Annotated in this window: 13 protein-coding genes; 9 read left to right on the forward strand and 4 right to left on the reverse strand. The window is 67.1% G+C overall.

All coding sequences use genetic code 11. The features are described from left to right. The first annotated feature begins 97 nt into the window (after positions 1-97). The 8 genes from VF168_03415 to asnS all read left to right on the forward strand — a co-directional run bounded on the left by VF168_03415 (position 98) and on the right by asnS (position 7,766). Positions 98-865, forward strand: a complete 768-nt coding sequence (locus VF168_03415; GenBank protein ID HEX7003216.1) for a phosphotransferase — start codon at positions 98-100, stop codon at positions 863-865. Next, a complete protein-coding gene (locus VF168_03420; protein ID HEX7003217.1) occupies positions 862-1,353 on the forward strand; it encodes a DinB family protein in 492 nt (163 codons plus the stop codon). The genes VF168_03415 and VF168_03420 overlap by 4 nt, the downstream gene beginning before the upstream one ends. Beyond that, complete coding sequence (locus VF168_03425; protein HEX7003218.1) at positions 1,350-1,748, forward strand: SgcJ/EcaC family oxidoreductase; 399 nt, start codon at positions 1,350-1,352, stop codon at positions 1,746-1,748. Before VF168_03420 ends, VF168_03425 begins: the two co-directional genes overlap by 4 nt. 257 nt (positions 1,749-2,005) lie before the next feature. Beyond that, positions 2,006-2,359 carry a hypothetical protein gene (locus tag VF168_03430; protein ID HEX7003219.1) on the forward strand — a complete coding sequence of 118 codons (354 nt, stop codon included), beginning with the start codon at positions 2,006-2,008 and terminating at the stop codon, positions 2,357-2,359. A gap of 132 nt (positions 2,360-2,491) precedes the next feature. Then, complete coding sequence (hisS, locus tag VF168_03435) at positions 2,492-3,760, forward strand: histidine--tRNA ligase (protein ID HEX7003220.1); 1,269 nt, start codon at positions 2,492-2,494, stop codon at positions 3,758-3,760. A gap of 63 nt (positions 3,761-3,823) precedes the next feature. Beyond that, positions 3,824-5,596 carry an aspartate--tRNA ligase gene (gene aspS / locus VF168_03440; GenBank protein HEX7003221.1) on the forward strand — a complete coding sequence of 591 codons (1,773 nt, stop codon included), beginning with the start codon at positions 3,824-3,826 and terminating at the stop codon, positions 5,594-5,596. Further along, positions 5,593-6,402, forward strand: a complete 810-nt coding sequence (locus VF168_03445) for a Cof-type HAD-IIB family hydrolase (GenBank protein ID HEX7003222.1) — start codon at positions 5,593-5,595, stop codon at positions 6,400-6,402. Before aspS ends, VF168_03445 begins: the two co-directional genes overlap by 4 nt. Before the next feature lie 65 nt (positions 6,403-6,467). Further along, positions 6,468-7,766, forward strand: coding sequence for an asparagine--tRNA ligase (asnS, locus tag VF168_03450; protein ID HEX7003223.1), 1,299 nt, complete (start codon positions 6,468-6,470; stop codon positions 7,764-7,766). Between the two features lie 13 nt (positions 7,767-7,779). Here the strand turns inward: asnS and VF168_03455 are convergent, their stop codons facing one another. The 4 genes from VF168_03455 to priA form a co-directional block, all read right to left on the reverse strand. After that, complete coding sequence (locus VF168_03455; GenBank protein HEX7003224.1) at positions 7,780-8,337, reverse strand: hypothetical protein; 558 nt, start codon at positions 8,335-8,337, stop codon at positions 7,780-7,782. Positions 8,338-8,371: 34 nt separating this feature from the next. After that, on the reverse strand, positions 8,372-9,748 hold the full coding sequence (locus tag VF168_03460) for an N-acetylmuramoyl-L-alanine amidase (GenBank protein ID HEX7003225.1): 1,377 nt from the start codon (positions 9,746-9,748) through the stop codon (positions 8,372-8,374). Further along, positions 9,745-10,179, reverse strand: coding sequence for an SsrA-binding protein SmpB (gene smpB / locus VF168_03465; GenBank protein HEX7003226.1), 435 nt, complete (start codon positions 10,177-10,179; stop codon positions 9,745-9,747). The genes VF168_03460 and smpB overlap by 4 nt, the downstream gene beginning before the upstream one ends. A gap of 308 nt (positions 10,180-10,487) precedes the next feature. Continuing rightward, a complete protein-coding gene (priA, locus tag VF168_03470) occupies positions 10,488-12,743 on the reverse strand; it encodes a primosomal protein N' (protein ID HEX7003227.1) in 2,256 nt (751 codons plus the stop codon). Between the two features lie 56 nt (positions 12,744-12,799). Between priA and purM the strand changes: the two genes are divergently transcribed. Further along, entirely contained in the window at positions 12,800-13,807 is a 1,008-nt protein-coding gene (purM, locus tag VF168_03475) for a phosphoribosylformylglycinamidine cyclo-ligase (GenBank protein ID HEX7003228.1), read from the forward strand.

Genomic DNA, 13,807 nt, shown 5'->3' on the forward strand with positions numbered 1-13,807 from the left:
GTTGTCGAGTCGTTCCGCCGGCTTGACCGCTCAGATCGGCTGCCGGCCCGTTCGACACCCTTGTAACCACTCCTTTGCTAACCTCTAGACTTCGGAAGTGACCGCAGCGGAGGAGCAGGTCCTCGAAGTCGTACAGTCGTGGGGCGCGGTACGGATACTCGGTCCGCTCGAAGGTGGCAACCGTAATACCGCACTCCTCGTCGAGCTGAACGGAGAGTCGGTAGTTGCCAAGACCACGCGCCGGAGCGAGGCGTCCCTGCGCTGGCTGCATCCCGTACTGGAACGGGCCGAACGTGCTGGCTTCGTCGTGCCCCGTTTGCTGCCGGATCTGTCTGGCCGGTTCGTCGTCAACGGCGTTACCGTCGAAACGTTCCTCCAGGGGGAGCGCTTCCCGCGGGCGGAACTCGGAATCGTCGGGCCCATCATCAGACGGTTCCACCTATCGACCCGCGGCCTGACGCAACGCCCGGGCTTCCGGTCGACCCTCGAGCTGGTGGCCCACGACCGTGGCGGCGACGTCGATTTGAACGAGATGCCGGAAGGCCTGGCTCAAGCGTGCCGCGAAGCCTGGCGACAGCTTCGCGGCTCGCCCGTATCCGTTGTCCACGGCGACCTGAACCCGGACAACCTCTTGCTCGTGAACGGAGACGACGTTGGCCTCGTCGACTGGGACGAGGCGCGAGTGGACGTTTCGCTGCTCGATGAGGCCGCACTCGCCTGGGCCGGTGCAAGCGGCAACGGAGCGCATTCTCCAGCGCAACGCGCCCTGCTGGCGTGGGAGCTTGCCGCCTCATGGCGCATCGAGCCGGAGTATTCTCGGAAGCTGTCGGAAGAGTTCATGAAGTCGATTGGAGACGCCCGATGAGTAGTGCGATTCCTTTGCCGGAGTTCGACCAGGAGATGGCGACGACTCGCCGCCTGCTGGAGAGGGTACCGAGCGAGAAGGGCGAGTGGAGGCCGCACCAGAAGTCTTTCCCGCTCGCCCATCTGGCTCAGCTGATCTCGATCATGCCGGGTTGGATCACGGTCTCGCTCACCACCACGGAACTCGATCTGCAGGAGGGGAGCGGCTACTCGATCGAGACCACCGAGGTGCTGCTCCGCCAGTTCGACCGGAACGTGGCCGAGGCGCGCTCGGCGCTGGAGCAGGTCACCGGGGCCGATCTCGACGTCGGCTGGTCCCTCATGATGGGCGATCGGTTGCTCGACACGACGCCCCGCGGCAAAGTCGTTCGCCAGCACCTCAATCACCTCATCCATCACCGCGGTCAGCTGAGCGTCTACCTCCGGCTGCTGGACGTGCCCATCCCGAGCATCTACGGCCCTACCGCCGACGAAGGGTGGTCGGGGTGAGTGATGACGAGCGGGCGATCCGGGCGTTGGTCGACAGGTGGATGGAGTTGACCGTCGAAGGTGACGTCGATGGTGTCCTCGACCTGATGAGCGACGACGTGGTCTTCAGCGTGAGTGGCCAGGAGCCGTTCGGCAAGGAGGAGTTCGCTGCCACGGCCAGGCAGATGCAGGGCCTCAGGATCGAGGGGAGTAACGAGATCCGCGAGCTCCAGATCCTCGGTGACTGGGCCTTCATCAGGAACTTCATCGACATACGCATGTCGCCACCCGGAGCCGAAGCGCCTGTTCACCGCAACGGCTACACCCTCACTCTGCTGCGCAAGGAGGCCGACGGGCGCTGGCGCCTGGCGCGGGACGCGAACATGGTGAGCAGAGTCGATCACGGGCCCGCGTAGGCAGCTCGAACCGGATTCCGGCGCTCACTGATTGCTCGCACACACCGGATCACGAACATTGCTCCCGGACGACCCTGCGATCGAGCGAGAAGACAACGTCTCCCCTGTCACGACGGCCGGTGCGTGCGGATGGGCCGGGCTGAACGGTTGGTCGTGCTCGACGGCGACGACAGGGTTCGTGGGCCCGCAACAGTATGAAACTTGCCATTGACGCTCGGCTCACCAGCCACGTACGCTTCGGCCCTGAGGAGGCAAGCGTGAACCGTCTCGCCCTAGTTGCCATCGGGCTCTTCTTGCTCGCACTTACTGCCTGTGCCCCTCAGGCCCAGGTAGAGGACAACGTCATACCTACGCTCGTCTCGGCCACTGTCGAAGGAGACACGGTGGTTCTGCAGGGCCGCTACTTCGGGGATGGACAGGGCGGTCAGGCCAACGGCTCCTACGTCATCCTCGGCGCGAACGCTAACGGCAACGGTGGTGTGCGTGCTCCGGTAGTCTCCTGGGCGCCCAGCCGTATCGAAGTGAGCATTCCTGAGGGCACCGGCTACGGCTACGCCTTCGTATACGTCGATCGGATCCGCTCTACCGGCCTCCCTGTCAACATCTTCTGATCCGAGTCCGCATCCTCGTGCCTGGCCGCCTAGCGCGGCCTTTTTTCATGCGCCGGATGAGCTTTCGCCACGCCTAAAGTGCGTTCTCAGCGGTTGTACGGGCATCGACGTGCCAGTGTAGACTCGGACGTTATGAGGCTTCAGGCCGTCAAGGGCACTCACGACATCCTCCCTGAACAGATACCCGCCTGGCGGAACCTGCGTCGAGCCGTCGAGAACACGCTCGAGCGCGCCGGAGTGCGAGAGATCGCCACCCCGGTCTTCGAGTACAGCGAGGTTTTCACCAAGTCGGTGGGCGAGTCGGCCGACCTCGTGGTCCAGAAGGAGATGTACACCTTCGAGGACCGTGGCGGTCGTTCCCTCACCCTTCGTCCCGAGTTCACCGCCGGCGTCCTGCGCGCCTACATCGAGCACGGCATGCACACCCGGCCTACACCGGTGAAGCTCTGGAGTTTCGGCCCCGTCTTCAGGGCCGAGAACGTCCAACGAGGCCGCTTCCGCCAGTTCCATCAGGTGAACTGCGAACTGCTGGGGCTCACCTCGCCACTCATAGACGCCGAGGCGATCGCGCTGCTCTTCCGCACCCTGGAGGCGTGTGGGCTCACTCGGATGACGGTGAAGCTCGGGACCGTCGGTGACCCCGAGCACCGCGCTGCCTACAACGCCTATCTTCGCGACCAACTTGAGCCACGGGCGAGTGAGCTCAGCGAGACGAGCCGCACCAGGCTGGCCATAAATCCCATGCGCATACTGGACGCCAAGGACGAGCGAGACCAGTCGCTGGTGCGGGAATTGAAGCGGCCCCTCGATTTCGTGGACGGCGCCGCCCGGGAGCATTTCGAAGAGCTGCAGTCGCACCTGCGCGCCTGGAGCATACCCTTCGAGATCGATCCGGCCATCGTGCGCGGCCTCGACTACTACCGGCGCACCGCTTTCGAGATCCATCATGGGAGCATCGGCGCTCAGTCGGCGATCTGCGGCGGCGGACGCTACGACGGGCTGGTCGAAAGCCTGGGAGGGCCGCCCACTCCCGGCATCGGTTGGGCGTTCGGCGTCGAGCGGGTACTAGATGCCCTGCAGCAGGAGGGCGTAAAGACCTCCGCCCCCCGGACTGCGGACCTCTTCCTGGTGCCGCTCGACGACCAGGCGGTAGCCGAGGTTGCCAGAACCGCCGAGCGGCTCAGGGACCGTTTCCAGGTGGAGCACGCGTACTCGAAGCGCAACGTTGGCAAGGGCCTTCGCGACGCCGACCGGTCGGGAGCGACGTACGCCGCGCTGCGAGGACCGGACGAGCGCTCCCGCGGCATCTACACGGTCAAGCAGCTGGCTTCGGGTGAGCAGCAGGATGTGCCCGAGGAGGAGCTCGAGAGGCTGCTGCTCGCCGAACCCGCGACTAGATGAGAGGGTACGCCCGGGATCCGCGGGCAACCTCGAGATGAACGACAAGTCACCAGGAGTCTGAAGATGGAACGAACGCATCAGTGCGGCGCATTGCGGGCCGAGCATCAGGGAAGTGCCGTCGTGCTGCAAGGTTGGGTGAACCGGCGCCGAGACCTGGGTGGTCTGATTTTCCTCGACCTGCGCGACCGCACCGGTCTGGTACAGGTGGTCGTCGAACCCGACAACTCGGACGCCTTCGAAGTCGCTGAGACGGTGCGCAGCGAGTACGTGCTCACCGTGCGCGGCACCGTTCGGCTTAGGCCCGAGGGACAACGGAGCGAGAAGCTCGAAACCGGCGATGTCGAGGTGCTGGTGCGGGAGCTGGAAGTGCTGGCCGAGTCCAGGACGCCGCCCTTCCAGGTGGACGGCAGCATCGCCGACCAGGAGGTGAACGAGGAGTTACGGCTGCGCCACCGCTACCTCGACCTGCGGCGTCGCGAGGCCGCCCGGCCGCTGCTGGTGAGGCACCGGGTTTCGAAGGCGATATGGGATTACCTGGACGAGCAGGGCTTCGTGCAGGTCGAGACGCCGCTGCTGACCCTGTCGACCCCGGAAGGAGCCCGAGACTACCTGGTCCCTTCACGTGTCGAGCCGGGCAGCGTCTACGCCCTGCCGCAGTCACCTCAGCTGTTCAAACAGATGCTCATGATCGGGGGCTTCGACCGCTACTTCCAGATCGCCCGTTGCTTCCGCGACGAGGATCTTCGGGCCGACAGGCAACCCGACTTCACCCAGCTCGACATCGAGATGAGCTTCGTCGATCAGGAAGACGTCCTCACGCTCAACGAGGGGCTGATGGCCCACGTGGTGCGGGCCGCCACCGGACGGGAGATCGTTACTCCTTTCGCCCGCCTCCCCTACCGGGAAGCGATGGACCGTTACGGCTCCGACAAGCCCGACCTGCGGTTCGGCCTCCCGATCGAGGATGCCTCCGAGATCTTCCGGGGGGGCGAGTTCAAGGCTTTCGCTGCTGCTGTCGATTCGGGGGGCAGCGTGAAGGTGTTGGCCGTGCCCGCGACCCAGGCGGGGGAGCTCAGCCGCAAGGCCCTGAGCGAGCTCGAGGAGCACGCCAAGCGCTACGGCGCCCGAGGTCTCGGCTGGCTCAGGAGGTCCGGTGACGGCTTCAGCGGGCCGATCGCTAAGTTCGTGGAACGGGAGAGGGAGCGACTCGCCGACCTCGCGCCGCACGAGGGCGACCTACTCCTCTTCGTGGGCGCGCCGTGGCGCACGGCGTGCACGTCCTTGGGCGCCGTGCGGCTGGAACTGGGCCGGCGGCTAGGCCTCCTCGACGACGAGGCTCTCAACTTCCTCTGGGTGGTGGACTTCCCGCTCCTCGAGCAGGACGAGGAAACTGGCGACTGGACTTACATGCACCATCCGTTCACGCGGCCCAGGGCGGAGGACCTGGAGCGACTGGAGAGCGATCCGGGTTCGGTGCGGGCCTGGGCCTACGACCTCGTCCTTAACGGCAACGAGGTGGGAGGAGGTTCTCTGCGCATCCACAGGTTGGACGTGCAGGAGCGGATGTTCGCCGCCCTGGGGTTCAGCCGGGAGGAGGCGCAGCGACGGTTCGGGTTCTTCCTGGAGGCGCTCTCCTACGGCGCCCCGCCGCACGGCGGCATCGCCTGGGGCCTCGACCGGCTGGTGATGCTCCTCGCCGGCGAGGAGAGCATCCGTGACGTCATCGCCTTCCCCAAGAACCAGCGAGGCGTCGACCCGCTCACGGGAGCGCCCGCTCCGGCCGACCCGCAGCAGCTCCACGAGCTGGGGCTCGAACTGATCGGGGAGAGAAAGTGATCCCGCTCGTGGTTCTCGACCTCGACGGAACCCTGATCGACTCCAGCGGTCAGGTCGACGAGTGCGTCTGGGACGCGGTGGAGGAGCTGCGCTCGGTGGGGGTGAAGATGTCGGTGTGCACCGGCCGGCCCAGCGCCGGCGTGGCGCTTCGGGTGGCGAAGCGGCTGGGCCACCGCAATCCCCACATCTTCCAGACAGGAGCGCTCATCTCGGATCCGGCCGGCGATACCCTGCACGTGGCGGCCCTGCGCGAGTCGGTCGCCCTCCAGCTCGTCGAGTACGCCCGGGAGCTCGGGTACACGCTCGAGCTCTACACCCCGACAACCCTCTACGTCGAACGGAAGACGCAGATAAGCGAGGCGCACGCGAAGATGATCGGGGTCACGGCTCTGGTGCGGGACCTGGCGGAGGTCGCCCGCATCGAGCCGGTGGTGAGGGCGCAGTGGGTGGTGACCTCGGACCAGCGGGCGCAGGTCGAAGGGTTGCCTCTTCCCGGCGCACAGCTATCCTCTGCCAACTCCCCCGCTCTGCCCAACACCGCGTTCGTGAGCGTCACCCGCGAAGGGGTTTCCAAGGGGAGCGCGGTGAAGCTGCTGGCCGAGATGCAGGGGGTACCGCTCAGAGACGTTATGGCGATCGGCGACAGCGAAGGGGACGTTCCGATGCTCGAAGCCGTCGGCCACCCGCTGGTGATGCCCAGCGCCCCACTGGCCGTACGGGAGCGCTTCCCCGTCCTGGCGAAGAGCGTCGAGGAGTGCGGGGTCGTGGAGGCCCTGGAGAAGGCGCTGACGCTCGAACGCGCCTGACCCCCGACGGTCCCGGAAAGCGTGACCGAGGGCCACAATCCGGTCCCCGCGATAGACTACCGCTCATGCAACGTGCGACCATCAGCGAACTCAGCCGCTTCGAAGGGTCCGAGGTCCAGATCTCCGGCTGGCTCACCGGACTGCGCTCCAGCGGCAAGATAGCCTTCCTGCAGCTACGCGACGGCACCGGCTTCGTGCAGGGCGTCGTCGTCAAGAATGAGGTAGGGGACGACACGTTCGAACTCGCCCGCGGACTGACGCAGGAGAGCAGCGTCCGCGTGACGGGCGAAGTGAGGGCCGACCCCCGGTCTCCAGGCGGAGTCGAGCTGGGCGTGAGCGCAGTGGAGCTGGTCTCCCCTGCCGTGGACTACCCGATAACGCCGAAGGAGCACGGCGTCGACTTCCTGATGGAGCGGCGGCACCTCTACCTGCGGCACAAGGGTCCCTGGGCGATCATGCGCGTGCGGGACGAACTGGAGCGGGCGATACACGACTTCTTCGCGGAACGTGAGTTCGTTCGCTTCGACGCCCCCTTCTTCATGCCAACCGCGGTCGAGGGCACCACCAACCTCTTCGAGATCGATCTGTTCGGTGATGACAAAGCCTACCTGTCGCAGTCGGGGCAACTGTACGGGGAGGCGGGGGCGATGGCGCTCGGCGCCATCTACACGTTCGGTCCGGCCTTCAGGGCAGAGAAGAGCAAGACCCGGCGGCACCTGCTCGAGTTCTGGATGATCGAGCCAGAGGTCGCCTATCTGGAGCACGAGGGCAACGTGAAGCTGCAGATAGACCTGATCAGCTACCTCGTGGGCCGGGTCCTCGAACGGCGCCGTAACGAGCTCGAGGTGCTGGGCCGCGACGTGAGCAAGCTTGAGCCCACGGCCAACGGCGACTTCCCGCGTATCAGCTACGACGAGGCGCTCGAACTGCTGCGTTCGAAGGGCGAGGAGATCGAGTGGGGCGATGATTTCGGTGCGCCGCACGAGACCATGCTTGGCGATCAGTTCGATCGACCGGTCGTCATCGAAGCCTGGCCCACGGAGGCGAAGGCGTTCTACATGGAGCCGCTCGACGGGGACCCGACGAGGGTGAAGAACAACGACATGATCGCACCCGAGGGGTACGGGGAGATCATCGGCGGGTCACAGAGGATCCACGACCTGGATCTGCTGAAACAGCGGATCGCCCAGCACGGACTGCCGGCCGAGGCGTTCGAGTGGTACCTAGACTTGCGCCGCTACGGCAGCGTTCCCCACTCCGGGTTCGGCATGGGCCTCGAGAGGGTGCTCGCCTGGATCACCGGAGCTCATCACCTGCGTGAGGTGATCCCGTTCCCGAGGATGCTCACCCGTCTCTACCCCTGATGACCGGAAGCCGCTAGAGCGCGGCCGGCACGGCCAGGTGCTCGAGGAAGAAGCCGGCCGCCTCGCCCCTCAGGAGGTAGCGGATGGTGTCGGCGCCGTTGGCTAGAACGGTCGCCTCGACCGAGCGGAAGAGGCGCATCTCCTGGGCCACGGTGAGCGACACCGGCTCCTCGGGCCGGAAGTCGAGAACGGCGACGCTCTGCCGGCCAACGGTTTCGACGAACACGTTGGGTACCGGGACCTCCTCAGGCCAGTAACTCCCGCGGGTCGACTCGCGCAGTGCGGCCAGTATCGCCTCGAGCCTGTCGCCCGGCGCCTCGGGCAGAGCCACGCTCGCGAAGGTGGGGTTCTCAAGGCCCGACTCGTCGTAACGGACCAGTTTGACCTCCTGTGTCTCGAGAACCCGTTCCTCCGGTTGGCTGATCTCGATCTGGGGGAGGGGCGTACCGCCCTCTCTCCCCGAGAGCAGGAAGTAGACGACCGAGACGAGGAGGATGAGCAGCGCGAAGAGGGGCTCGGGTCGCAGCAGTGCCCGCCGTAGCAGGGGACGCGGAAGCCTGAACCTCAGCACCTTCCACCCGACCCTTCGCCCTGGCTCACGACGATCAACGCCCGGCCTCGTCGCTCATAAGCAGGGTCGCAACGGCACCGGCGAGCGTATCAACGAGCTCCTGGCGGCTGGCGTCCTGGCTGGTCAGCTCGGCGGGGAGTTCGATGAGGAGTCCTCTGCCGGCTGCGCCGGCGAGGATGGCCAGCGGGGCCGGCTCGGGCTCCGCAACCAGAAACCCTCCGCTGGCGAAGAGCTCGCCGCGAAGACCCTCGGCGTAACGCCTGCCCACTTCGACGTCGGGCACCAGGTTCAGAAGCAGGCGGCGCCTGAGCTCGTCGGTGCTCCCCTGTAGCTCCTCCTCGGCGTTCTGCCGCACAGCCATGTCGAGACCGGCAGCGCCGTCGGCCTCCTCGAGGTAGTAGAGCGAGATCACCCCATCGGGAGTCGGGTGAACGTGAAGGGAGAGGAAGAGGTCGGCGCCCACCCCGCTGCCCGACCGGCTCGCAAGCGGCAGGTCGTGGTCCTCCCGGCGGGTGAGCTCCACAGCCAATCCGCGCCGGCGCAGTTCCTCTGCCAGTTCACTACTCAGGGCCAGAGTCTGTCCGCTCTCGCTCCCCCTCGCTACCGCCATGCCGCGGTCGTCGCCGCCATGCGCAGCGTTGATCACGACGCGGGGCGGAGGCTCCTGAGCGACCTCCTCCTCCTGGGCCGGGAAGAGGTCCACGACCAGTTGATAACCGCGGCCATCGGGCACGGTGTAGACGCTGTAGTCGACATCCTCCTCGAGAACGACCCGCAACTCGGCATCTCCTCGAGCGTCCAGCACGGTCGCGCGCCTGAAGTAGCGGCCGTCGTCGAGGGCGGTGATCCCGCTGCTCTCGGTTCGGTCGAAACGGAGCTCGAGGGAGCTGACCGGCTCGTTGTAGAAGAGCGCGTAGGGCACGTTGGAGGAGAGCGTGAGAACGATCCTGTCCGAGTCGCCGCGGCGGCGGGCGTCGAGCGACTCGACCCGGCCGCGCGGAAGCACTACCATCACGCTGTCGCTCTCGGGGACGTAGGTGGTGTAGCCCAGCAGGGCGTTCGCTACCGCCGCCACCGGCAGGAAGAGGACGCCGTCGTCGAATACCGCTGCCCGAGCGCGCCGCGGTTCGCCGTTCACCTGCCAGAAGCCGTAGGCGCCCTCCTCCGGTATCTCGGTGAAGGTCGGCAGGAGGACGAGCCGTCCGCCCAGCTCGAGCCCGACCAGCCCCGAACCGTAGTCCACCGTCATGCTTGCCCCCAGCGCCTCGGCGTAGGCGGTGGCCGGAGCGTAGGAGACGCCTTCGACGAGCGAGAGGTTCAGTCCCGGTACTTCGTAACCGTTGACGCTGAGCGACTGGGCCGACGCGACCGCGGCGAGGAGCAGCAGGAGCAGGGGGGCTAGTCGCTTCATCGCTCGGAGAGAGCCCTTTCAATCTGTCGCTTGGCGTCCTTCTCGGCCTGCTGTCGGCGCTTGTCGTGCAGCTTCTTGCCTCGCGCCAGGGCGACCGACACCTTCGCCCAGCCATCCTTGAAGTAGAGCTTGGTGGGCACGAGCGTGAGTCCCTTGCGCTCCAGGGCGCGGGTGATCTCCTCTATCTCGCGACGCTTGAGAAGCAGCTTGCGGCTGCGGACCGGGTCCTCGTTGTTGTAGGAGGCGTCCTTGTACGGCTGGATGTTCATCCCCTCGAGGTAGACTTCGCCGCCTCGAACCCGCGCGTACGCTTCGGCTATCGACCCTCCGCCGTTCCGGAGCGATTTCACCTCCGGACCGGTGAGGGCGATGCCGGCCTCGTACTTCTCGAGCAACTCGTAATCGAAACTCGCGCGGCGGTTCTGAAGCATCAGCCAGAAGTCTACCGCGGTCGAGCGGGGCGTTGGAGATGACATCTTCCATTGCCTCCGCGCGTCGATGAGCCCGCATCGGGCGCCCGTACCCGGTTCCATCGCTTCATGTGCCGCCGGTCACGACCTCGTGACATGTGCAACCTGTCACTAACGGGAGTCAGGTGCGGATCATCACGCTTCACCCACACTTTCCTGGATTTACTCGCCTCGACCCAGGTTGAACACGCGTGGCTCCTCCTGCACCGCTCCATCGGGCCGTGAGAGGAACGTACGGCAGCGGCCCCGTTGCCCTCGTCCCGATAGGATCACTCGAGGAACTCGGACACGTCGCGGGGGTCGACGTCGAGTCGCACCCGGACGCTCGACGAGGATCGCGAGACTCCTTGCAGGAGTTCGCCGAAGCGCTCTTCGCTGCCGCTGCGGAGGTAGATCAGGAACGAATACTGGCCCCGCACCCGGGTCACAGGAGCCGGGACCGGGCCCAGCACCTCCTCCTCGGTTGCCCCGGCGGAGCGGAGGCTGCCGGCCAGCCTCAGAGCCTCCCGCTCGGCAGCCGAGCGATCCCGGGCACTCACTTGCACCTTGGCGAGCTGTCCGAAGGGCGGGTAACTGAAACGCTTCCGCCGCTCCACCAGCCGCTCCAGATAGGCCTCCACCGCCGCTTCGGGCTCCTCGTCCGCGAGCGCATCGAGCGCCTCGTGCTCCGGTTGGAAGGTCTGCACCACCACGAGCGGCCGCCCCTCCGGGGCGAGTTCCGGCAGCTGCAGCAGCAGACGCATGCTCTCCTCCGCCGCCCGGAAGTCACTAAGGCTCAGGTGCGTATCGAAGAGGGTCACTCCGACGAGCGATACGCGTGGCAAGGGTGGGATGCGGAACACCGCCGTGGTGGCCACGAGCACCCCCGGCTCGCCGGCACGCAGTCCGCTGAGGTCATCCTGCCTGTCGCTGTCGAGGCGCAACACGGCCATGCCAGGAAGGAGCCGGGACACTGCTCCAGCCACCCACTCGGTGCCGGCGGCGCGACCCGGGGCCAGCTCGGAACCGCCGCAGTTCGGGCAGTGTGAGGGAACCTCGGCGTGATACCCGCACTGGTGGCATCGCAGCCGGCCGGATGAACGGTGGTAGCGCAACGCCAGATCGCAGTTGGGACACATGAGGGTATGGCCGCAGTCGCTGCAACTCATCGCCGCCGAGAAGCCTCGGCGCGGCGCGAGCAGTACGGCCTGGCGGCCGCGCTCCTGCACCTGGCGCAGAACCAGGGTGAGCTCGCTGCCTACCGGCCAACCGGACGCTCCGTTCAGGTCGCTCACATGCAGTCGTTGCCTGGGCGTGGGCAAGCGTACCCGTGATTCCTCACCATCCTGGGCCCACACCAGCATCTCCGGCGAAGGCAACGCGTCGGTGAGCACCAGTTGAACTTCCCGCCGGGCGGCGAGGCGCCGGGCGGCGTCGGGAATGAACAGGCGGGGACCGGCGGCGAGTTTGTAGGTTCCGCTGCCGGCCTCGATCACCACTATCCTTCCGACTCGCTGTAGTGGCGCCAGGAGCGCAGTGTAGGTGCCCACCAGCACCACCGGCGCGCCAGAAGCGGCCTCTTCCCAGATGCGGTTCCTCTGCTCGTCGCTCGCCTCGCCAGAGAGCTGCAGCACCGGCAGTCGACTCGCGAGCTGCGAGGCCGTGGCCGACAGGAAGGCGCCCTCGGGAGCGAGGACCAGAACGCTATGACCCGCCTCGATGTCGGCGAGGAGCGAGGGCAGAAGCGCCTCCAATCTCTGCCGGCGAACGCCCCCGCTGATGAGCACGACCGGGCATTCGGGAAGAGTGTCCCCGCGCTCCTCGAGCGCAGGCTGGGCGACCGGCGGCGGCGCCAGGGCGACGGGGGGAGCGGGGAGGTCGCGGTACTCGGCATACCCCTTCTTCACCAGCGCCCTCACCGCGCTCACGGGAACCTCGGCGTCGCGCGCGAGGTCGGCCGCGCTCGCGGCGCTCTCCAGGTCGAGGAGCCGCTCCAGGGCCGCGAGCTGGTTGGCTTGGGCTTTGCCGACCAGCCCCTCGTCGGGCTCTCGGGCGGCCACCAGCCGGCTCACGGTGCGCTCCCGTTGCCTGACCCGCTCACGCACCATCCCCTGGCGCCGGTAGAGGTCGAGCTCGGCGGCGTCGAGGATTCCTGCGGCTACCCACTCACCCGTCACCAGCCCCGGGCTCTGGGCCCCTTCGACCGCACTGACCTCGTGCACCAGCTCCTCTCGCAGGCCGAGGGGCAGTAGCGAGGCGAGTACGACGCCTGCCGGCGCGCCGCTCGACCGGGCGAGTTCGAGCAGGAGCCCTGGGGCGGCCTGGGCCACGAACGGTTCCCGGTCGAGCCAGGAGATGATCTCGCGGTAGTCGGTGAGTTGACCCGCCGACAACTCCTCGAGCCCGACCACCAGCCCGATCCTCACCCCGCCCTGCCACGGCGCGGCCACCCTGGCCCCAACGGGTCCAGGCTCCAGGTCGAGCGGCTGGAGGAAACGGAACGGAGGCAACGGCAGCGGGAAGAGGACGTCTACCGCTAGAGGCACGCTCAATACTATCGCCGGCCGCCGGGAGCCCGAGGAGCGTGACGGTAGAATCCGGCATGGACGAATCTTCGGCCTACCGAAGGGCGGGAGTAGACCTGGACGCCGCCTCCGAGAGCCTCTCCGCCATCGAGGAGGCCGTCACGTCGACCTACGACGAGAACGTGATGGCTGGACTGGGTGCATTCGGCGGCCTCTACGCGCTGCGCGATCTGCCGGAGGGGCCCATCCTGGTCGCCTCCACCGACGGAGTCGGCACGAAGACGAAGGTCGCCACCGCTACCGGTCGTCTCGACGGACTGGGTGAGGACCTGGTCAATCACTGCGTCAACGACATCCTCGTGCAGGGCGCCAGGCCGCTCTTCTTCCTCGACTACATTGCCTCCTCTCGCCTAGTGCCGGAACAGGTGGCGGCCGTGGTGGCGAGCGCGGCGCGCGCCTGCAGGGCAGCCGGGGTGCCGCTTCTGGGAGGCGAAACCGCCGAGATGCCGGGCGTCTACGAGGAAGGCGAGCTGGACCTGGTGGGCACGATAGTCGGGCTGGTGGCGAGGGACCGGCTGGTGGATGGCGAGAGCGTCCGCCCCGGCGACGCCATCCTCGCGCTCGCGTCGGACGGCCTCCACACCAACGGCTTCAGCCTGGCGAGGGCGGTTCTCACCGGGAGCTTCGGAGAACGTTTGGGCGACTCCACCGTAGCCGAGATCCTCCTGCGGCCGCACCGTTCCTACCTTGCTGCCGTGACGCCGCTACTCGAGCGGCCAGGGCTGGTGAAGGGCATGGTCCACGTAACCGGGGGCGGACTGCCGGGGAACCTGCCGCGCGTCCTGCCCAGCGGACAGGGCGCCCGGATCGAGACCGGAAGCTGGCCGGTACCGGAGATCTTCGAGTTGATAGCGAGCCGCGGGGAGGTGAGCCAGGCCGAGATGCACCGGGTCTTCAACATGGGCGCCGGCTATCTGCTGATCGTCGATCCTGACGAGGTACCGGCGGCCCGAGAGCTGTGCCCCGAGACCCTCTACCGGATCGGCGAGGTGACCGAAGGCTCGGGCGTCGTGCTGGCGCGCTGA

Source organism: Trueperaceae bacterium, assembly GCA_036381595.1.
GTDB lineage: Bacteria > Deinococcota > Deinococci > Deinococcales > Trueperaceae > DASVCN01.

Coding starts and splice junctions, on each gene's coding strand:
- VF168_03420 (HEX7003217.1), top strand. CDS start 862: ATGAGTAGTGCGATTCCTTTGCCGGAGTTCGACCAGGAGATGGCGACG.
- hisS (HEX7003220.1), top strand. CDS start 2,492: ATGAGGCTTCAGGCCGTCAAGGGCACTCACGACATCCTCCCTGAACAG.
- aspS (HEX7003221.1), top strand. CDS start 3,824: ATGGAACGAACGCATCAGTGCGGCGCATTGCGGGCCGAGCATCAGGGA.
- asnS (HEX7003223.1), top strand. CDS start 6,468: ATGCAACGTGCGACCATCAGCGAACTCAGCCGCTTCGAAGGGTCCGAG.
- VF168_03460 (HEX7003225.1), bottom strand. CDS start 9,748: ATGAAGCGACTAGCCCCCCTGCTCCTGCTGCTCCTCGCCGCGGTCGCG.
- smpB (HEX7003226.1), bottom strand. CDS start 10,179: ATGCTTCAGAACCGCCGCGCGAGTTTCGATTACGAGTTGCTCGAGAAG.
- purM (HEX7003228.1), top strand. CDS start 12,800: ATGGACGAATCTTCGGCCTACCGAAGGGCGGGAGTAGACCTGGACGCC.